The following is an 18,316-nucleotide window of genomic DNA, read 5'->3' as shown; positions in this document are numbered from 1 at the left end:
AGGCCGCCGCGGACCGGCCGGTTCAGTGGCGGCCCGCGATACGGTTCGCGACCTTCGCGAGGCGGTCCGTGCCGAGGCGCGGTGAGGTGGTCTCCCGGCGGTCCGCCGTGCGGTAGGCGGCGTACAGGGCGTGGACGCCGAGCCAGCGCAGGGGTTCGGGTTCCCAGCGGCGGACCTTGTGGTTGACCCAGGGCAGGGCGGTCAGGTCGGTGGGGCCGGCCTGTCCTGAGTCCTGCTGGATCAGGTCGCGCAGGGTGCGGGCCGCGAGGTTGGCGGTGGCGACGCCGGAGCCGACGTAGCCGCCGGCCCAGCCCAGGCCGGTGGAGCGGTCCAGGGTGACGGTCGCGCACCAGTCGCGGGGGACGCCGAGCACGCCGGACCAGGCGTGGTCGATGCGGGCGCCCGCGGTAGTGGGGAAGAAACGGACGAGCAGGTCGCGCAGTTCCTCGACGGTCGCGGGGCGGGTGCGTCCGTCGTGGTCGGTCGCGGAGCCGTAGCGGTAGGGGTACCCGCGGCCGCCGATGGCGATGCGGTCGTCGGCGGTGCGCTGGGCGTACATGTAGGCGTGTGCCGTGTCGCCCAGGGTCTCGCGGCCGTCCCAGCCGATGGTGTCCCAGAGGGTCTTGGACAGGGGCTCGGTGACGATCATCGAGGAGTTCATGGGGAGCCAGGTGCGTTTCTGGCCCTTGAGCCCCGCGGTGAAGCCCTCGGTACAGCGCAGCACGTAGGGGGCGCGGACCGTGCCGTACGGGGTGACGGCGTGCTTGGGCTCGATCTCGGTGACGGGGGTCGACTCGTGGATCGTGACGCCGAGTGCCTCCACGGTGTCGGCGAGGCCCTTGACGAGTTTGGCGGGGTGCAGGCGTGCGCCGTGCGGGGTCCAACTGGAGCCGACGGCTCCGGATACCCGGACGCGTTCGGCGGTCTCGCGGGCGCCGCGCAGGACGCGGTCGGTCTCGCCGAAGGCGATCTCGACGGAGTGGAAGTCCTTGAGGCGGGCGAGCTGGGAGGGGGTGCGGGCGACTTCGAGTACACCGCCGTGGTGGATGTCGGCGTCGATGTTCTCCTCGCCGGCGATGCGGATGACCTCGCCGACGGTGTCGTTCATGGCCTGCTGGAGGCGGACGGCGGCCTCGTGGCCGTGCAGTGTGGCGTAGCGGTCGCGGCCCGCGATGCCGTTGTAGAGCCAGCCGCCGTTGCGGCCGGAGGCGCCGTAGCCGCAGAACTTCGCTTCGAGGACCGTGATGTTGAGGAAGGGGACGGCCTTCTTGAGGTAGTACGCCGTCCAGAGTCCGGTGTAGCCGCCGCCGACGATGCAGACGTCGGCGCTCGTGTCGCCGGGCAGGGGTTCGCGTGGGGCGGGGGTGCCCTCGTTCGCGTACCAGAACGATATGCCGCCGTTGACGGTACTGACGGTGCTCATGTGTCCCCTGCTTGTCCGTGTGCAGCCCAGTAGCTGGAGGGACGGTACCGCTTGGTGAGGCCCCTACGCTTGTCGGCGTGATCGACGTTCCGGATGACCTGGCCATGAATCTGAGTGAGCACAAGGGCGCTGCGGGACGGGAGTTCGCGCTCGGGCTGCCGGGTCTTGCGGGGAGGTTCCTGGAGGAGTGGGGGCTGCGGCCCGACGGGGCGCCGATGTGCGGGATGTGCGCGTTGGTGGTTCCCGTGGTGCGGGAGGCCGATGGCCGTGGGGCGGCGCTGAAGTTGCAGATGGTGGACGCGGAGACGGTGGGGGAGCCGGTCGCGCTGCGGGCCTGGGGTGCGGCGGGCGCGGGGGTGGTGGGCCTGCTGGACCATGACGCGGCGACGGGGACGATGCTGCTGGAACGGCTCGACGAGCGGCGGTCGTTGACCGGCGTGCCGGACGTTCGGGAGGCGGTGCGGGTGCTCGCCAGGTCGCTGGCCCGGCTGGTGCGTGTGCCGGCTCCGCCGGGGATGCGGCGGCTGGCGGACCAGGCGGCCACGATGCTGGAGGAGACGCCCGGGGCGGTCGGCCTGCTGGCGGATGAGCGGGAGCGCCGGTTGCTGCTGGACTGCGCGGCCGCGGTACGGGAGGTCGCGGGGGAGCCCGGGGACCGTCTGCTGCACTGGGATCTGCACTACGCGAACATCCTGGCCGGGCGCGCGGACGAGCACCGGGCGGGGGAGTGGGTCGTGCTGGATCCCAAGCCTCTCGCGGGCGATCCGGGATTCGATCTCTTCCCGGCGCTGGACCAGAGGTTCGACGCGGACGATGTGCTGTGGAGGTTCGATCTGCTGTGCGGGGTGCTGGGCCTCGACCGGGAGCGTGCGCGGGCGTGGACGCTGGGGCGGGTGCTGCAGAACGCGCTGTGGGGGATCCGGCGCGGGAGGCCGCGGCTGTGGCCCGACCATGCGGAGATCGGGCGCCTACTGCTGGAGCGGGGCTGAGGATCACGGGCTCGCGGCGGCTGTTTAGGCTGCCTCCATGATTCGTACGGCCACTTCCGAAGATGTCACCGCGATCCACGCCATGGTCCGTGATCTCGCCGAGTACGAGAAGGCGCTCGACGAGGTGAAGGCCACCGAGGAGCAGCTGCGCGAGGCCCTGTTCGGCGACCGGCCCGCCGCGTACGCGCATGTCGCGGTGTCGGACGACGACGGCGAAGTGGTCGGTTTCGCGCTGTGGTTCCTCAACTTCTCGACGTGGCGTGGGGTGCACGGGGTCTATCTGGAGGACCTGTACGTGCGCCCCGAGCGACGCGGCGGCGGTTACGGAAAGGCGCTGCTCAGGGAGCTGGCGCGGATCTGTGTGGAGCGTGGTTACGGGCGCCTGGAGTGGTCGGTGCTGGACTGGAACGCCCCGTCCATCGCCTTCTACGAGTCCCTGGGCGCGCGTCCTCAGGACGGCTGGACGGTGTACCGGCTCGACGACGGGGCGCTGGCGGAGCTGGGCGCGGCGGTCTGAGGGCCCCTGTCGATTACGGCACGAGGACGACCTTGCCCACCGTGCCACGGGTCTCCAGCGCGCGGTGGGCGGCTGCCGCTTCGGCGAGTGGGAAGAGCTGGACCGCTGGGCGGAGGCGGCCGGCCGCCGCTTCGGCCAGTGAGCGGGTTTCCAGGGCCCTCATGCCGCCGCCCCTCTCGACCATGGCGGGACCCAGGACGCTCCGGGACGTGATGCCGCGCTCGGCCTGTTCCTCATCGCCGAGGGTCAGCATCTGGCCGCCGGAGGCGCCGTAGACGAGGTGCTCGCCGCCCCTGCCGAGCAGGTCGACGGCGGCGCGGGCGGTGATCCCTCCGACGGAGTCGAAGACGACGGTGGCGGGCCCGCCGAGCGCTTCGAGGTGGGAGCGGACACGGCGCGGCCAGTCAGCGAGGGTGTAGTCGACGGCGAGGTCGGCCCCGTTCGCCGTGACCCGGGCGACCTTGGCGGGTCCGCCGGCCAGACCGACGACGGTGGCTCCGGCGTTCCTGGCGTACTGGACGAGGAGCGTGCCGATGCCGCCGGCCGCCGCGGTGACGACGGCGACGGATCCGGGGCCGAGGTCGGTGAACTGCAGGATCCCCAGGGTGGTGCGGCCCGTACCGATCATGGCCACGGCCTCGGCCGGGCCGAGGCCCGCGGGAATCGGGTGGAGCCTCTCGGCTTCGGTGACGGCCAGTTCGGCGTAGCCGCCGGGGCCCGCGCCGATGTGGGCGACGACCGCGCGGCCGAGCCAGCCGGGGTCGGTGCCCTCGCCGAGTGACTCGACGGTGCCCGCGATCTCACGCCCGGGGATGGTGGGGAGGTCGGCGGCGCTGATCGGGTAGGGGCCCGGGCGGCCTTCGCGCAGGTGGGTGTCCACGAGATGTACCCCGGACGCCGCGACGGCGATGCGGACCTGGCCGGGAGCGGGGACGGGATCGTCGGTCCGCTCGTGGACGAGATGCTCCGCTGGACCGAAGGCATGGAGGCGGATGGCGTACATGGTGGGACTCCCGGGTGCTGGTGCGTGGCTGCTGTTCCCACCCTCCGACCTCAGGTGCGCTTAAGGTCAAGGAGTTCCCGCGGTGCGGGGAGTGTCCTGTGCCGCCTTACCGAGGAGTCCCAGAGCCAGGACCGCCGCTTCGATGCCGCTGTTGAACGAGACTTCGCTGAGGAGTCCCGGGGCGGCGACCTGGTCGCCCGCGAGGAGGATTCCGTCGCCGCGGTCGACGGCGGGCCGGTCGCGCCAGGTGGTGCCTGGCTTGTCGACGGCACCGGTACGTCCGGACGCCAGGGCCTCCCGGCGCCAGGTGGTGCGGTCGTGCAGACCGGGGAAGCCGAGGCCGAGCAGGTGCTCGGCGCGGCGTACGGCGTCGGCGCGCGGGGCGGTGGGGGCGAGGGGGATCTGTGCCTGGACGAGCTGTTCGCCCGCCGGGGCGAGGGTCGGGTCCTGGGCGGTGAACCGTTCGATCCAGCCGGGGGCGTCGAGGTCGGAGATGATGAACGGGTCGCCGCGCCGGGTCCGCAGGGCCAGGTCGAGCAGGGCGGTCCGGCCGCTGTCCCAGGTCAGGGCGGGGTCCTCCAGCAGGGTGCGGGCGGAGTCCAGATGGGTGGCGACGATCACCGGTCCGCTGCGATGGAAGCCGGCCAGATCGCGGGGGCCGACGCGTGCGGCGGTCTCGATGCGCACGCCGAGATTCCAGGCCCTGGACGCCATCCGGTCGACGAGCTCCGCCCAGCCGCCGACGGGGTAGTGGGCCTCGGGCGGAAGGGCGGTGGCGCGGCGCAGGCGTTCCTGGACGAAGGCGGCGGAGAGCGAGCCCGGGTCGTGGTGGAAGAGGGCCACGCCCATGTAGTTCGCTGCCGCGCGTGCGCCTTCCTCGCCCACCTGGCGGGTGGCCCAGCTGAGGAAGTCGGCGTCGACCGGTGCCCGGTGGGCGGCGCGGCGGGTGAGGCGCAGCATGGCGAGGGGCGGGGTCCTGCGCAGGGCGCCGTCGCGGTGGAAGAGGAAACGGGTGCCTTCGAGCGGCGGTACGGAGGCGGGACGGCCCAGGAGCCCTCGCCGTTCGAGCCAGGTCCAGTGCGGTCCGCGGCGGTACAGGGCGTGTGGTCCCTCGTTGGTGAGGTAGGGGCCTTCGGAGGTCCTGGCCCGGCCGCCCAGGGTGTGGTGGGCCTCGTGGAGGGTGACCTGGACCCGGGATTCGGCGGCGGTGATCGCGGCGGTCAGTCCGGCGAGGCCGCCGCCGACGATGTGGATGCGCTGCATGGCTGTCTCCTCGCGGTGGGCGCTGCTGCCTGGTGGACGGTTCGGCCGGCCGGTTCTGTGACACCTGGCCGCGGTCGGTGTCAGTGGTGTGCGTCACGATGGGGGGCATGGCACGCACAGGCAACAGGAGCAGCAGGGGCGCGGGCGCGAAGGACGGGGTGGCCGAGGCGCGGCGGCCGGAGGTCCGGCTGCCACCGCTGGTGGAGTTCGACGGGGAGGGGCTGGAGCCCGACGGGGATTACGACGGGGTGCGGTTCGATGAGACGGACCTGGCCGACGCGTCGGGTCCTGGAGCGCGCTTCATGGACTGTGAGCTGCGCGGCTGCGCCCTGGACCGGGCGGAGCTGGTGCGGGCCAGGTTCATCGACTCGGTGCTGACGGGGGTGCGGGGTGTGGGCACGGATCTCGCGGGCGCGTCGCTGCGTGATGTGGAGGTCCTGGACGCACGGCTGGGAGGGGTGCAGCTGCACGGCGGGGTGCTGGAGCGGGTGTTGGTGCGGGGCGGGAAGATCGACTATCTGAATCTCCGCAAGGCGCGGCTGAAGGACGTCGTGTTCGAGGGGTGCGTGCTCTCGGAGCCGGATTTCGGTGAGGCACAGCTGGTCCGGGTGGAGTTCCGGGACTGTGTGCTGAAGCGGGCGGACTTCACGGCGGTGCGGATGGAGTCCGTCGATCTGCGGACGGTCGCCGAGCTCGACATCGCGCGGGGTGTGGAGCGGCTGGCGGGGGCGGTGATCAGCCCGTCCCAGCTGATGGAGCTGGCTCCGGCGTTCGCGGCGCAGATCGGGGTGCGGGTGGAGGCGTGAAGCGTGGACCCGCTCAGAGGCGGGGGAAGCGGGCCTGGAGGTCCCAGACGACGGGGTTGTCGGCGAGGCCCTCGTGCATGTCGGCCAGGTCGGCGACGAGGTCGTGCAGGAAGTCGCGGGCCTCGCGGCGCAGCAGGGAGTGGCTGAAGGTCAGCGGGGGCTCGTCGCCGGGCATCCAGTCGGCCTCGACGTCGACCCAGCCGAAGCGGCGCTCGAAGAGCATGCGGTCGGAGGACTCGGTGAAGTCGAGCTCGGCGTACTGCCGGCGGTGCGAGCGGTTGCCCCGGGGGTCGCGGTCGATCTGCTCGACGATGTCGCAGAGCGCCCAGGCGAAGTCGAGTACGGGCACCCATCCCCAGGCTGTGGACAGTTCCCGGTCGGCCTTGGTGTCGGCGAGGTAGACGTCCCCGGAGAAGAGGTCGTGCCGCAGGGCGTGGACGTCCGCGCGGCGGTAGTCGGTCTGCGGGGGGTCCGGGAAGCGCCGGGAGAGGGAGTAGCCGATGTCGAGCACGGTCCGATGGTGTCATGCCGCGCGGGTGGACTGCGCTGCCCGGCCAGCACGCCCCTGTCCGGCTCGCCCAGTGCGGCCCACCCGTCCGGTCAGTCGCAGGCGAGTGCCTTGCGGGCGGCGGCGGTGAAGCGGTCCCATACGTCGGACTCGGGAAAGAAGGAGGCTGCGGAGCGTTCCTTCTCGGTCTCCGGGGAGGCCCATTCGAAGGTGAGGCTGTCCGTCGCGAAGTAGGTTTCCTTGCCGCCGCAGACGGCATGCTCGAATTCCCGCTCCTTCGCGCCGGGCAGCAGTGTGGGGTTCTGGATGATCGCGAGGCGGGCGAAGGCCCCGTGATCCTGGTCCTTGTCCCGGGCGGGTTGTTCGAGGGAGAGGTCGCAGAACCAGGCGTCGTCGCGAGAGCCCGAGGTCTGCTCCTGCAGGGGGCTGCCCGCAGGGGGCGTGGCGGCGAGGGTGAAGCCGGTCAGGCCACATACTGCGGCTGGATCGCTTCTGGTGACCGCGGACGCTTCGATGAGGTCCGTCCCGGCTTTCTCAGAATCCGGAACGGGAGGTGCGCAGTCGTGATCGGCGGCGAGCCCACGGGCGGCCGACCGGGCCAGCCGGGCGAGTTCCACCGGGTCCACGTCCCCCCGCCTGACATTGACGTGCAGGACCGTACGGGAGCCCGGTGCCGTCCCCTCGCCTATGGACGCGCAGTCGGACGGCAGAGCCACCCAGCCGTTGCCGTGCTGGTCGAAGGCGCCGGGCAGTTCGCCCGGCAGGATGTTCTGGGCACCGGATATGTCCCACACTTTTCTGCCGAAGGGATCGACGGCGTTGACGGACATCGGCTCAAGAGCCACCTGCGCGTCCTTGGCGCCCGGCAGCCAGCCGGACTGCTCCACGAAGCAGCTGTCCACGTGATCGGTCTTCCCGGTCACCCGGCCGTAGCCGTCGAGACCGTTCCCGGCGTCCTCGCTGCTCAGACGGCCGCCGCACAGCTCACGGGGCCCCAGAGCGTTGGTGTTGGTCGCCACCGTGGCGCCGGCCAGGGCAAGTACGCAGGCGCCGGCCGTGAGCAGCCACGCCCTGCGGTGCTTGCTGCGGCTTCTCGTGCGTGTGTCACCGAGGTTGTGCTCGTCGATGGCTTCGGCCCCCGCCCGCTCGGTCATGACTGATGAGCGTTGCTGCCCGCACGTCAACATACAAGTACGACCGGTTCGCGCTCCATCGGCGCGTGGACGGCGGGAGTCGGCCGGCGCGAGGCCGGCCGACTCCCGTGGATGAACCGTTACTTGACGTTGACGGCGGTCCAGGCGGCGTCGACGGCCGCGGTTTCGGTGCTGTCTGCCCCGAACAGGTCGGTGGCGGCCTTCTCGGTCGCGACACGGGCGTCCGCGTAGTCGGTGCTCGACGTCATGTAGACGGAGAGCGCCTTGTACCAGATCTGGTAGGCCGCCTGGCGGCCTATGCCCTCGACCGTGGAGCCGTCGGCGGTCGGGGAGTCGTAGTCGACGTCGCCGATGGTCTTGGCTCCGCTGCCCTCGGCCAGCAGGTAGAAGAAGTGGTTGGCGACACCCGATGAGTAGTGGACGTCCAGGTCGCCGAGGTCGGCGTCCCAGTAGTCCGCCGAGCCGCCGTCCTTGCTCGGCTCGTCCATGTAGCGCAGGGGGGTTCCGTCGCCGTTGATGTCGAGCTTCTCGCCGATGAGGTAGTCACCGGGGTCGCTCGCGTTGTCGGCGAAGAACTCGACGGAGGTGCCGAATATGTCGCTGGTCGCCTCGTTGAGGCCGCCGGACTCACCGGAGTAGTCGAGGTTGGCGGTGGCGGCGGTCAGGCCGTGGCTCATCTCGTGGCCGGCGACGTCGACCGCGGTGAGCGCGCTCTTGTCGTCGGCGCCGTCGCCGTAGGTCATGCAGAAGCAGCTGTCGTCCCAGAAGGCGTTGACGTAGCCGCTGCTGTAGTGGACGCGGGAGTACGCCGCCTTGCCGTCCCCGGCTATGCCGTCGCGGCCCAGCTCCGACTTGTAGAAGTCCCAGGTCGTCGCCGCGCCGTAGTGGGCGTCGACCGCGGCGGTCTGGCGGTCGTCACCGGTGCCGTCGCCCCAGGTGTCGTCGTCGTCGGTGATGAGGTCGCCCTTGCCGCTCTCACCCTGGTTGAGGTCGTACGTCGTGTGGCCGCCGCGGTCGCCGTCGGTCAGCTCGAAGCCCGAACCGCTCTTGGTGGTGGAGAGTTCGACCTCACCGCTGTACTGGCTGTTGCCGGCGCCCGTCTCGATGGCCTCGTAGCTGTGCAGCTGCTTGCCGGTCGTGGCGTCCGTGATGATGTGCAGCCGGCTGGGCGTGCCGTCCTTCTGGACACCGGTCTTGACGGTCTCGAAGGCGAGGGCGGGCTTGCCGCTGCCCGCCCAGACGACGGTGCGCGCGTTCGCCGCGGCCTTCAGCTTCGGCTGCGTCGAGGGGACGGTGATGCGGGCGTCGGTGGCCTTGTCCACGCCCTTGGACGCGCCGTCGGCGGCGGTGTGGGTGACGAGGTCGCCGCCGAGGACCGGCAGTCCCGCGTAGGTGCGCTCGTAGCGGGTGTGGACGGTGCCGTGGGCGTCCTTGATCACATCACGGGCGATCAGTTTCTCCTGGCTGCCGAGTCCGAGGGACTTCGCGGCGGCCGGGGCGTCGGACTGGGCGGCCTGGAGGGCGGTGGCGCGCTGGGTCGCCGTGTTCACGCCGAGCGCGGCGGCTCCCGCGACGCGGGTGGAAGAGGCGGTGTCATCCGCGGTCCGGGAACCGGCCGTTGCCGTGCCGGTCTGGATGCCGACGACGACCATCGCTGCGGCTGCGGCCAGGGCGGCGGCGCGACGGGTGTTCATGTGGGGGGTCATGCCTTCTCCGTTGCTCGTGCCTGTGGGGGTTACGAGCAGAGAGCGTGCCACTGAATGAACGACTTTGACCGGACGCCAACAATTACCTCACAAGTTTTTGACCAGTTCTTGTCCGACTGGAGTTGTTCTGTGTCCGCTATATGAAGCGAAGTCAGCTACGGGCGTCGCGCGAACACCGCCCTGGCGTCGGCCCGGCGTCGCGCGAACACCGCCCGGACGCACGCGAGCCCCCGGCCGACCGGAGTCGGACGAGGGCTCGCGGGAGGCGGCTACCTCAGAGGTTGACGCCGAAGTCCTGGGCGATGCCGCTCAGGCCCGAGGCGTAACCCTGGCCGACGGCGCGGAACTTCCACTCGGCGCCGTTGCGGTAGAGCTCGCCGAAGACCATGGCGGTCTCGGTGGCGGCGTCCTCGCTCAGGTCGTAGCGGGCGATCTCGGTCTCGCCGGCCTGGTTGATGATGCGGATGAAGGCGTTCCGCACCTGGCCGAAGTTCTGGCTGCGCGCTTCGGCGTCGTAGATGGAGACCGGGAAGACGATCTTGTCGATGTCCGCCGGGAGGCCCGCGAGGTTGACGTTGATCTGCTCGTCGTCGCCTTCGCCCTGGCCCGTGACGTTGTCACCGGTGTGGACGATGGTCTGGTCCGGCGTCGCCTTGTTGTTGAAGAAGACGAAGTGGCCGTCGGAGTAGACCTGACCGGAGGCGTTGACAGCGATCGCCGAGGCGTCGAGGTCGAAGTCCGTACCGGTGGTGGTGCGGACGTCCCAGCCGAGGCCGACCGTGACGGCGGTCAGGCCCGGGGCCTCCTTGGTGAGCGAGACGTTGCCGCCCTTGGACAGGCTTACAGCCATGGGAAGTCCCTTTCCTCGTCGTGTGCGGGCTTCGTGCCATCACGAAAGCTACCGTCACCCGTCCTAACGCAGGCAAGAGACTACGAGGTTCCTGTTCGCTTTACTTTCTTTGCCGAATTTCCGGCCGAAGGCGCGCAAAACAAGGTGACGAACCAGCCGCGGGCCAGGGAACATGGGTGTCATGTCCGGGCCCTATGTCATCCGCGGTTCGGTCTCCCTGCCGGAGGCCGAACTCATGTGGCGTTTCTCGCGGTCCTCCGGGCCCGGCGGGCAGCACGTCAACACGAGCGACTCCCAGGTGGAGCTCCGCTTCGACCTCGCGGCGACCGATTCCCTGCCCGAGGTGTGGAAGGCCCGTGCGCTCGAACGCCTCGCGAGCCGCCTGGTCGGCGGTGTCGTGTCCGTACGCGCATCGGAGCACCGCTCGCAGTGGCGCAACCGTGAGACGGCCGCCGTGCGGCTCGCCGCGCTCCTGGCCGAGGCCACCGCGCCACCGCCCAAGCCGCGCCTCAAGAAGAAGATCCCGCGCGGGATCAACGAGCGCAGGCTGCGCGAGAAGAAGCAGCGCGGCGACACGAAGCGCGGGCGCTCCGGCCGCGACTGGTAGGGCGGAGCCCGCCGCGAGGGGCTGGTGGGGGAGAAGCCCGCCCCGCGAGCGGCCCCGTGGGGGAAGGCCCGCCGCGAAGGGGGCCGGTGGTCAGCCCAGTTGCCGGTAGCGGCCCTTGAAGTACGTCAGCGGCTCGCCGTCCGAGCTCGGCAGCGACGCCGTCAGCACCCGGCCGATCACCAGCATGTGGTCGCCCGCAGGGACCCGCTGCTCCGTGCGGCACTCCAGGGTGGCCAGCGCCCCGCCCATCAGGAGCGCGCCCGTGGCGTCGCCTCGTGTGCAGGGGATGTCCTCGAACAGCAGCCGGTCACTGATCCGCCCCTTCATGGCGAACCGGCCGGCGATCTGCCGCTGGCTCTGTGCGAGCACCGACACCGCCCACAGGGGCTGTTCGGCCAGCAGGTCGTCCATCCGTGAGTCGTTGCGCAGGCTGACCATGACCAGCGGCGGGTCCAGGGACACCGACATGAAGGCGGTCGCCGTCATCCCGACGTCCTCGCCCCTGCCGTCCTCCTCCAGCGGCGGCTCCTGCGCGGTGACCAGCACCACGCCCGCGGCCAGACGGGACAGGGCGGCACGGAATTCGTCGTTGCTCACCCCTTCAGCATGGGGGACGGCTTCGGATCGCGAGGTGGAGGGAGTCTTCTGCAGCACACCGGGCACGCTAGTCCCGCGGTATGCGCCGTCGCATCGGGCCACAGGACCAGCCGGGTCCTAGGACCTCGGTCCTGGGATGGTCGGGGGCGGCCCGAAGGGCGGCGATTTGCTTGTGGAGAACAACAGCAGTCCCTGGGGGTGCCTCGAACAACTCTTTACCATCTGTTGTGACTTGAGTCACAGAGAGCAATATTTGTTGACCCTGTGTACCGGGTGCACAGCTCACTGTGATTCAGTGGCCGTGACAGTGCAACAAGTACGTCGATATGAAACCTGGAGTTGCTGTCGAGGTCTCAGGGAGTGCGAGCAATGGAGGCCGAGTCGGAGCCGTACGTCCGCCTTGCGACCATGCGGCAGTTGCACCAGGCCGTCGCTGATCTCAATACGGCGCGGAGCCTGGCGGACACGCTGCAGTCCGTGGCCGACGGCATCGTCGCCGGCCTCGGGTACGAACTGGGCTGCGTGAATCTCGTCCGGCCCGACGGCGATCTGGTCGTCGCCGCGTTCGCCGGCAACAGGGCCGCGGAATCCCTGATCACCGGCCGTGTCGGCTCCCGTGAGTCCTGGGAGCGCAGGCTGTCGATGGGTGAGGCCTGGGACGAGCTCCGGTTCATACCGCACACCGAGGGCTGGGTGCTCCTCGACGACGACGTACCGCAGTGGCACACCGACGGGCCCGAGCCCCGCTTCGAGGACGAGTGGCACCCCCTGGACCGCCTCTACGCCCCCATGTACGCCTCCGGCGGGGGAAGCCTCGATCTCCTCGGGGTCCTCTCGGTCGACCGGCCGCGCAACGGCCGCCGTCCCGGCGCCTGGGGCCGTGAAGCCCTCCAGATGTATGCATCCCAGGCAGCCATTGCGATCAGTAACGCTCGGCTCCGAGCAAACATGCAGCGCGCCCTGGTCAGACTGGAGCGCGAACAGCAGGCGCTGCGAGCCAGCGAGGAGTCCTTCCGGCAGGCCTTCGAGTACGCGCCCAGCGGCATGGCCATCGCAGAGATCGGGGGCGAGCAGAACGGCAGGCTGCTGCGCACCAATGACGCGCTCTGCCGCCTCATGGGACGCCCCGCGTCCGTCCTGCGCCGCTACTCCTTCGCCGACCTCGTCCACCCCGAGGACATCGGCACCCTGCTGCGCACCTCCGCGGAGGGCGGCCGGGCGGAGCTGCGGCTCGGCCGCAGGGACGGCACGTATCTCTGGGTCTCCCTGCGCAACTCCGTCGTCGCCGACACCACCGACGGCCCCCGCTTCCTGCTCACCCATGTCGAGGACATCGAGGAGCGCAAGCGCAACGAGCTGCACCTCGCGCACCGCGCCTCGCACGACGCGCTCACCGGTCTGCCCAACAGCGCCGAGCTGCGCGCCCGGCTCGGCGCGCGGCTGTGTGAGAGGCCTCACGCCGTGACCTCCACCGCGATCGAGGCGCTGGACGCCGCCTACGGCGACGTCGAGAGCACGGCCCACGGCTACCGGGCGGACGGCCACGAGGGGGATGTGGCTCCGGGTGTCGGACCCTACGACCACCATGTGCACATCGTGGCGCCCGATCCGGCCCGCGACGACGGGGCCAAGGGGCTCGCGGTGCTCTTCTGCGACCTGGACGGCTTCAAGTCCATCAACGACCGTTTCGGGCATCACGCGGGTGACGCGGTTCTCATCGAGGTCGCCAGGCGGCTGACCACCTGCGTACGGGACGGTGACACCGTCGCTCGGCTCGGGGGTGACGAATTCGTCGTCCTCGCGGACGGTCTCGGGTCGGCAGACGCCGCAGATCTGGCCGTACGCTTGCGTAATGCCATTATTCCGCCCATCCGGGTGGACGGCCGGGCGGTCAGGGTCGGGGCGAGCTTCGGTATCGGCTGGGCCGAGTGCGGCATGACCGAGGAAGAGGTCCTGCACTCCGCCGACCAGCGGATGTATGTGGAGAAGCGGTCCCGGTCGAAGGTTCACCGCAGAGCCGGCTGACGTTCATGCCCCGGCTGTCCCCGTACACCGCCCGGTTTTCCGGGGGACCGATGGCAATTCGACGCGTGCTCCGTTCGGGGTAGGCTCGGCCGGTCGGCGACGGCTGGCGACATGGTGAGGAGTGACCCAGGGATGACGGCCGGAAACAACGGCGCGAGCAAGCCCGAGGACGACGATCCGTTCGGCTACCTGTACGCGGACGGACAGGCGGCAGGCGCGCAGCCGCCCGGGCAGGGTGGATACGGCTACCCGGGCCCGGCCGCGCAGCCCGGCGTGCCCAGGACGTCGTACAACCAGGTGCGGACGGTCGGTGAGCGCCAGTACGGGCAGGTCCCGCCGCAGCAGGCGTACGGACAGCAGTCCCAGCAGTACGGCCAGCCGAACCAGCAGTACGGGCAGCCGAACGCGCAGTACGCGGCGCCGGAGACCTATCCCGGCGCTCCCATGGCGCAGGGCCAGGTCCCGCCGTACGGCGGGGGCGGGGACGGCAGGGACGGCAGGAATTCAGGTCCCGGCCGTGGCGGTCCCAACACCAAGGCGCTGCTGATCGCGGCTGTCGCCGTGGTCGCGGTGGTGCTGATCGGTATCGGTGCCGCGCTGATGACGGGCGACGACAACGGGGACAAGAAGGCCGAGGCCGGTTCGTCGGAGGGCCCGGCCGAGGAGGTCCAGGAGTCCCCGGAGCCGGAGAAGTCCGCCGACGCGTCCGAGAAGCCCGTCGATCTGCCCGAGCAGGACGCGGCGACGCTGACGCTCGGCGGTACGGCAGCCCTGGACAACACGGTCAAGGGCGCCAAGAGCGCCAACGGCCAGTACATCAGCCTCAACGAGGTCGGCCGGTCGGCGACCTGGACGGTCGAGGTGCCGAAGGGCGGCGAGTACACGCTGTTCGTGACGTACGGGGTGCCGGGCAAGGACGCCAAGACGTCCCTCACGGTCAACGACGAGGACCCCCGCGCGATCAACATGAAGAACTATGCGCAGGCCGCGGAAGGCGATCTGGAGAAGGGCTGGACGAACACCTACGCCTTCGTGCAGCTGAAGGAAGGGTCGAACACCCTGATGCTGTCCTGCAACGAGGGCGACTCGTGTGACGCCAACCTCGACCAGCTGTCGTTGAAGTCGGGCCACGTCAAGGGCTGACCGCCCGCCCGCTCAGGAGCCCCGCCGCTCAGGAGCCCCCGCCGCTCAGGAGCAGCCCCGCCCGCTCAGGAGTCCCCGGCAACAACACCGTCGTCCCGGTCATCGCCCAGCGAGCCGGGACGCGGTGTTTTCGGCTGTTCGTCGTCGGTCAGGGTTTCGCGGACCGTCGCGGTGACGGTCCGGAGGCAGGACGGGAGGTCGGCCCGTCCCTCGGAGTCGACCCACCGGGCGAACGCGTTCTGGAAGACGACCGTTGCGATCTGGGCAGCGAGGCCGGCTCTGTCGGGATCCACTCCGCGCTGTCGGAGCCCGTCCCGTATCGCCGTGGTGACCGCGGCGTGCTTGGTGCGCTCGCGTTCCTGGAGTTCCGCGCTGCTGTTGATCACGGCGCGGCGTTCCGCGGCGTGGTCGATGAGCCCGGCGAGCTGGGCGCCGACCCGGGTGAGGGCGTCGAGCGCCGTCGACAGGGGGGAGAGGCCCTTTTCGGCGTCCAGGACAGCGGCGGCCACCGCGACGGGCAGCTGCTCGGAGCCGGCGAACAGGACTTCGCGTTTGTCGGGGAAGTAGCGGAAGTAGGAACGCCGGGTGATTCCGGCGCGCTCGGCGATCTGCGACACGGTGACGCTGTCGTATCCGTGCTCGCCGCACAGCTCCAGTGCGGCCTTCTTGAGGCGCTCTTCCGTCCCGGGATCCCATCTCGACATGGTCCGATCCTACCAAGCTGATGTCTCACTGTGTCATCGGTGCTAGCCTCGGTGATGACACAGTGAGACATCGCAAGGGCGGGAGTGATCACGATGCCGAGCGGGACGACGTCGGACGAAGCGGTGCGAGGCAGGCGGACCGACGAGGTGTGGATCCTGGGAGCCGCGGGCCGGATCGGCCGTGCGGTCGCCGGGCGCCTCGTGGCCCAGGGAGTCGTGCCCGTGCTGGTGGGGCGTGACGAGGAGCGTCTGCGCACGGCCGGGGCGGCTCTCGGCCCGGACGCCGGGCCGAGGACCGTCGTCGCCGGCACGGCGGAACGCATCGCCGCCGAGATCACGCGGCAGCGGCCCTCCGTGGTCGTCAACACCATCGGTGACTACGCAGCGACGGGCACGCTGATCGCCCGAGCCTGCATGCCGGGCGGGCACTACGTGGACCTGGCCGCCGATCTGACCGCCATCCCCCTGCTGCTCGGCCTGCACCAGGACGCGAGGGCCGCGGGCAGCACCCTGGTGACCGGCGCGGGTTTCGGCGTCCTGGCGACCGAGGCGGTCGTGGCGACACTCTGCGAGGGCCGGCCCACTCCGCACGAGGTGCGGGTGGACGCCCTGGCGTCGGTGGCGGTCGAGGCCGGGGCCATGGGCACCGCCTTCGCCCTCTCCGTCGTCGACGTGCTGACCACCGGCGGGCGCCGCTACGAGAACGGCCGGCTGGTCAGGGCCAGGATCGGCGGGAGCCCGCAGCACCTCTCCCTGCCCGACGGGCAGCGCGTGAGGTCGGCCGGTGTCCCGGCGGGCGAGCTCGTGGCCGCCCGGCTGGCGAGCGGAGCGCCGTCCGTCACCGTGACGTCCGCACTGGCCCCGGCCTCACCTGGCGTCCGGGCCGTACTGCCCCTGCTGGGGACGCTGCTGTCCGTCCCGACCCTGCGCCGGCTCGCTGTCCGCCGGATGGCACGGATGACAGGGCGGGCCACTCCCAGGCCCCGACAGCACTCCTGGGGGCACGCTGTCGTCACGTGGTCCGACGGCACCAGTCGCGAGGGCTGGCTGCGCGCCGGTGACGGCATGGACTACACGGCCGACGTCGCCACGGAGACCGCCCTGCGGCTGGCACGCGGCGAGGCCGAACCCGGCGCCTACACCCCGACGGCGGCTTTCGGACCCGCTCTGGCCACCGCGGCCGGGGGTGAGTTCGTGTCCGGCTGAGCGCGGCAGGGCGGCACGCCGTGAACGGGCGGCACTTCGCGGACAGTGGTACTTCGCGGCAGGTCGGTACGTCACGACCGGGCGGAAATTCACCGGAAGCGGGACGTCGTGACAGGGCGGGAATTCGCCGACAGCGGCACGTCGCGACCGGGCGGGGCTTCCTGGAAGGACAGGCCGCCCTCAGCGCGACAGGGGCAGCCGGACGGCCGGTGGGAGCGGTGCCGGTGCCACCGGGTCCGCCCGGAACGACTGGATCATCAGGGCGGCGAAGCGCCGCGACGCCGCAGCTCTCATTCCGGGCGACTCGGCGCGGATGCCCTCGTTCGCCATCAGCGCCAGGCTGATGTCCTCCACCACGAAGTCCGCCCGCAGGGAGCCCGTCTCCTTCGCGCGCCGCACCAGTTCGTACATCATGCGCAACGTGCGGTCGCGCTCGTCGGCGAAGCCGGCGACCCGGGGGAGCTGCGAGGTGAACGCGCGGGCGAAGCCCCGGTCGAGGGCGTGCACCTCCATGAGCCTCTCGATCACCCGGCAGAACCCACGCCAGGGATCGGGCTCCGCCAGGCCCTCCTCCATGACCGCGGAACACGAGGCCATCTGCTCGGCGAAGGCATCGGCCAGCAGCTCCTCCTTGGTCCGGAAGTGCCGGTAGACGGTGGCCACCCCGACCTCCGCGCGCCGGGCGATCTCCCGGATCGGCACATCGATGCCTTCGGCGGCGAACGCCGTACGGGCGACCGCGAGGATGCGTCCGCGGTTGTCGCGGGCGTCCGAGCGCAGGGGCGTTCCCACTTGTCCGGTCATCACTCTCACTTTAGCCAAACGGACGGGGCGCTCCGTTACGTTCGGCGCATGAGAGCGATTCAGTTCGACGCATACGGTCCGCCCGATGTGGTGCATGTCGCCGAGGTCGAGGCGCCGCACGCAGGGCCGCACGAGATCCGCGTCGCGGTACGGGCCTCCGGGATCTCGGCAGGGGAGATGCGCATCAGGTCCGGGGCGATGCGTGACGTGGTGCCCTTGACGTTCCCCTACCGGACCGGGTTCGACGCCGCGGGGGTGGTCGACGAGGTCGGCGACGGCGTCACCGGTGTGCGCACCGGCGACGAGGTGTTCGGCATGACCGACCCGGCCACCCGGGGCGCCAACGCCGACTTCGCGGTTCTGACGGCCTGGGCGCCCAAGCCGGCCGGCTGGAGCTGGCAGGAGGCGGGCGGAGCCGCCGGCGCCGTGGAGACGGCCACCCGGGTGCTCGACCGGCTCGCCGTCGACGCCGGGCACACCGTGCTCGTGCAGGGTGCGGCCGGCGGGGTGGGGAGCGTCGCGGTCCAGTTCGCGGTCGCGCGCGGTGCCACCGTCATCGGTACGGCGAGCGAGCGCAACCACGCCTTCCTGCGCTCGCTCGGCGCGCAGCCGACGACCTACGGCGCGGGGCTCGTCGAGCGGGTGCGCGCGCTGGCGCCGGCCGGGGTGGACGCCGTGTTCGACTGCGCCGGAGGAGCACTGCCCGACCTGGTCGCCGTGGCCGGGGACCCGGCACGCGTGGTGACGATCGCGGATCTCGGCGCGGCGGCCCACGGGGTGCATCTGTCGCACGGGGCACCGGCCGATGACACCGGCGATGCGGTGAGGGCCTCGGCCGACCCGCTGGCGGTGCACGGCCTCGCGGCGGCGGTCACGCTCGCCCATGAGGGCCGGCTGCGCATACCGGTCGCGGCTGCGTTCCCGTTCGACGAGGCCGCCGCCGCGCATGAACTGAGCGAGGGCCGGCATGCCCGGGGGAAGATCGTGCTGGTGAACTGACAGGCCGCGCGG

At 71.1% G+C, this 18,316-nt stretch carries 18 protein-coding genes; 8 read left to right on the top strand and 10 right to left on the bottom strand.

All coding sequences use genetic code 11. The features are described from left to right. Positions 1-22: 22 nt before the first annotated feature. Positions 23-1,423: an NAD(P)/FAD-dependent oxidoreductase gene (locus tag OG623_RS15140; RefSeq protein ID WP_406146996.1), complete on the bottom strand. Its 1,401-nt coding sequence runs from the start codon at positions 1,421-1,423 to the stop codon at positions 23-25. Positions 1,424-1,527: 104 nt separating this feature from the next. Here OG623_RS15140 and OG623_RS15135 point away from each other — a divergent pair, with 104 nt between their 5' ends. Both OG623_RS15135 and OG623_RS15130 read left to right on the top strand, forming a co-directional pair. Beyond that, a complete protein-coding gene (locus tag OG623_RS15135) occupies positions 1,528-2,412 on the top strand; it encodes an aminoglycoside phosphotransferase family protein (protein ID WP_406151835.1) in 885 nt (294 codons plus the stop codon). A 37-nt stretch (positions 2,413-2,449) separates the two neighbouring features. Further along, positions 2,450-2,929 (top strand): GNAT family N-acetyltransferase, encoded by a 480-nt coding sequence (locus tag OG623_RS15130; RefSeq protein WP_406146995.1) that lies wholly within the window; start codon positions 2,450-2,452, stop codon positions 2,927-2,929. Between the two features lie 13 nt (positions 2,930-2,942). On the opposite strand, the gene OG623_RS15125 is transcribed toward OG623_RS15130, so the two are convergent. Together OG623_RS15125 and OG623_RS15120 are read right to left on the bottom strand one after the other, a co-directional pair. After that, positions 2,943-3,932, bottom strand: coding sequence for a zinc-binding dehydrogenase (locus tag OG623_RS15125; RefSeq protein WP_406146994.1), 990 nt, complete (start codon positions 3,930-3,932; stop codon positions 2,943-2,945). Between the two features lie 66 nt (positions 3,933-3,998). Further along, positions 3,999-5,195, bottom strand: a complete 1,197-nt coding sequence (locus OG623_RS15120) for an NAD(P)-binding protein (protein WP_406146993.1) — start codon at positions 5,193-5,195, stop codon at positions 3,999-4,001. Positions 5,196-5,293: 98 nt separating this feature from the next. Between OG623_RS15120 and OG623_RS15115 the strand changes: the two genes are divergently transcribed. Continuing rightward, the gene (locus OG623_RS15115) at positions 5,294-6,001 is read left to right on the top strand and encodes a pentapeptide repeat-containing protein (RefSeq protein WP_406146992.1); all 708 of its coding nucleotides are present in this window, start codon (positions 5,294-5,296) and stop codon (positions 5,999-6,001) included. 13 nt (positions 6,002-6,014) lie between these two features. On the opposite strand, the gene OG623_RS15110 is transcribed toward OG623_RS15115, so the two are convergent. The 4 genes from OG623_RS15110 to OG623_RS15095 all read right to left on the bottom strand — a co-directional run bounded on the left by OG623_RS15110 (position 6,015) and on the right by OG623_RS15095 (position 10,219). Beyond that, the gene (locus OG623_RS15110) at positions 6,015-6,512 is read right to left on the bottom strand and encodes a hypothetical protein (protein WP_406146991.1); all 498 of its coding nucleotides are present in this window, start codon (positions 6,510-6,512) and stop codon (positions 6,015-6,017) included. 89 nt (positions 6,513-6,601) lie between these two features. Beyond that, positions 6,602-7,663 (bottom strand): hypothetical protein, encoded by a 1,062-nt coding sequence (locus OG623_RS15105; protein WP_406146990.1) that lies wholly within the window; start codon positions 7,661-7,663, stop codon positions 6,602-6,604. A gap of 119 nt (positions 7,664-7,782) precedes the next feature. Beyond that, the gene (locus OG623_RS15100) at positions 7,783-9,369 is read right to left on the bottom strand and encodes a M4 family metallopeptidase (RefSeq protein ID WP_406146989.1); all 1,587 of its coding nucleotides are present in this window, start codon (positions 9,367-9,369) and stop codon (positions 7,783-7,785) included. A 274-nt stretch (positions 9,370-9,643) separates the two neighbouring features. Continuing rightward, the gene (locus OG623_RS15095) at positions 9,644-10,219 is read right to left on the bottom strand and encodes a TerD family protein (protein WP_406146988.1); all 576 of its coding nucleotides are present in this window, start codon (positions 10,217-10,219) and stop codon (positions 9,644-9,646) included. 172 nt (positions 10,220-10,391) lie between these two features. Between OG623_RS15095 and arfB the strand changes: the two genes are divergently transcribed. Continuing rightward, the gene (gene arfB / locus OG623_RS15090) at positions 10,392-10,826 is read left to right on the top strand and encodes an alternative ribosome rescue aminoacyl-tRNA hydrolase ArfB (RefSeq protein ID WP_267074401.1); all 435 of its coding nucleotides are present in this window, start codon (positions 10,392-10,394) and stop codon (positions 10,824-10,826) included. Positions 10,827-10,916: 90 nt separating this feature from the next. Here arfB and OG623_RS15085 read toward each other — a convergent pair whose 3' ends face one another. Further along, entirely contained in the window at positions 10,917-11,423 is a 507-nt protein-coding gene (locus OG623_RS15085; protein WP_406146987.1) for a flavin reductase family protein, read from the bottom strand. A gap of 369 nt (positions 11,424-11,792) precedes the next feature. Between OG623_RS15085 and cdgB the strand changes: the two genes are divergently transcribed. Further along, positions 11,793-13,448: a diguanylate cyclase CdgB gene (gene cdgB / locus OG623_RS15080; protein WP_406146985.1), complete on the top strand. Its 1,656-nt coding sequence runs from the start codon at positions 11,793-11,795 to the stop codon at positions 13,446-13,448. A gap of 132 nt (positions 13,449-13,580) precedes the next feature. Beyond that, positions 13,581-14,591 (top strand): carbohydrate-binding protein, encoded by a 1,011-nt coding sequence (locus OG623_RS15075; protein ID WP_406146984.1) that lies wholly within the window; start codon positions 13,581-13,583, stop codon positions 14,589-14,591. A gap of 65 nt (positions 14,592-14,656) precedes the next feature. Here the strand turns inward: OG623_RS15075 and OG623_RS15070 are convergent, their stop codons facing one another. Continuing rightward, positions 14,657-15,295 (bottom strand): TetR/AcrR family transcriptional regulator, encoded by a 639-nt coding sequence (locus OG623_RS15070; RefSeq protein ID WP_406146983.1) that lies wholly within the window; start codon positions 15,293-15,295, stop codon positions 14,657-14,659. A 93-nt stretch (positions 15,296-15,388) separates the two neighbouring features. Between OG623_RS15070 and OG623_RS15065 the strand changes: the two genes are divergently transcribed. Then, a complete protein-coding gene (locus OG623_RS15065) occupies positions 15,389-16,501 on the top strand; it encodes a saccharopine dehydrogenase NADP-binding domain-containing protein (RefSeq protein ID WP_406146982.1) in 1,113 nt (370 codons plus the stop codon). Between the two features lie 180 nt (positions 16,502-16,681). On the opposite strand, the gene OG623_RS15060 is transcribed toward OG623_RS15065, so the two are convergent. Continuing rightward, a complete protein-coding gene (locus OG623_RS15060) occupies positions 16,682-17,305 on the bottom strand; it encodes a TetR/AcrR family transcriptional regulator (RefSeq protein WP_406146980.1) in 624 nt (207 codons plus the stop codon). Positions 17,306-17,353: 48 nt separating this feature from the next. Between OG623_RS15060 and OG623_RS15055 the strand changes: the two genes are divergently transcribed. Beyond that, the gene (locus OG623_RS15055; RefSeq protein WP_406146979.1) at positions 17,354-18,304 is read left to right on the top strand and encodes an NADP-dependent oxidoreductase; all 951 of its coding nucleotides are present in this window, start codon (positions 17,354-17,356) and stop codon (positions 18,302-18,304) included. The last annotated feature ends 12 nt before the right edge of the window (positions 18,305-18,316 follow it).

It is taken from the genome of Streptomyces sp. NBC_01012, assembly GCF_045162755.1.
In the GTDB taxonomy this organism is placed as follows: Bacteria; Actinomycetota; Actinomycetes; order Streptomycetales; family Streptomycetaceae; genus Streptomyces.
The sequence above is the reverse complement of the archived record's forward strand: the minus strand, read 5'-3'. Positions and strand labels throughout refer to the sequence as shown.

What these genes read in the sequence shown, in the direction of transcription:
- OG623_RS15120 (WP_406146993.1), bottom strand. Translation starts at nt 5,195, where the DNA reads ATGCAGCGCATCCACATCGTCGGCGGCGGCCTCGCCGGACTGACCGCC.
- OG623_RS15060 (WP_406146980.1), bottom strand. Translation starts at nt 17,305, where the DNA reads ATGACCGGACAAGTGGGAACGCCCCTGCGCTCGGACGCCCGCGACAAC.
- OG623_RS15130 (WP_406146995.1), top strand. Translation starts at nt 2,450, where the DNA reads ATGATTCGTACGGCCACTTCCGAAGATGTCACCGCGATCCACGCCATG.
- arfB (WP_267074401.1), top strand. Translation starts at nt 10,392, where the DNA reads ATGGGTGTCATGTCCGGGCCCTATGTCATCCGCGGTTCGGTCTCCCTG.
- OG623_RS15070 (WP_406146983.1), bottom strand. Translation starts at nt 15,295, where the DNA reads ATGTCGAGATGGGATCCCGGGACGGAAGAGCGCCTCAAGAAGGCCGCA.
- OG623_RS15075 (WP_406146984.1), top strand. Translation starts at nt 13,581, where the DNA reads ATGACGGCCGGAAACAACGGCGCGAGCAAGCCCGAGGACGACGATCCG.
- OG623_RS15125 (WP_406146994.1), bottom strand. Translation starts at nt 3,932, where the DNA reads ATGTACGCCATCCGCCTCCATGCCTTCGGTCCAGCGGAGCATCTCGTC.
- OG623_RS15115 (WP_406146992.1), top strand. Translation starts at nt 5,294, where the DNA reads ATGGGGGGCATGGCACGCACAGGCAACAGGAGCAGCAGGGGCGCGGGC.
- OG623_RS15065 (WP_406146982.1), top strand. Translation starts at nt 15,389, where the DNA reads ATGCCGAGCGGGACGACGTCGGACGAAGCGGTGCGAGGCAGGCGGACC.
- OG623_RS15140 (WP_406146996.1), bottom strand. Translation starts at nt 1,423, where the DNA reads ATGAGCACCGTCAGTACCGTCAACGGCGGCATATCGTTCTGGTACGCG.
- OG623_RS15055 (WP_406146979.1), top strand. Translation starts at nt 17,354, where the DNA reads ATGAGAGCGATTCAGTTCGACGCATACGGTCCGCCCGATGTGGTGCAT.
- OG623_RS15135 (WP_406151835.1), top strand. Translation starts at nt 1,528, where the DNA reads ATGAATCTGAGTGAGCACAAGGGCGCTGCGGGACGGGAGTTCGCGCTC.
- cdgB (WP_406146985.1), top strand. Translation starts at nt 11,793, where the DNA reads ATGGAGGCCGAGTCGGAGCCGTACGTCCGCCTTGCGACCATGCGGCAG.
- OG623_RS15095 (WP_406146988.1), bottom strand. Translation starts at nt 10,219, where the DNA reads ATGGCTGTAAGCCTGTCCAAGGGCGGCAACGTCTCGCTCACCAAGGAG.
- OG623_RS15105 (WP_406146990.1), bottom strand. Translation starts at nt 7,663, where the DNA reads ATGACCGAGCGGGCGGGGGCCGAAGCCATCGACGAGCACAACCTCGGT.
- OG623_RS15100 (WP_406146989.1), bottom strand. Translation starts at nt 9,369, where the DNA reads ATGACCCCCCACATGAACACCCGTCGCGCCGCCGCCCTGGCCGCAGCC.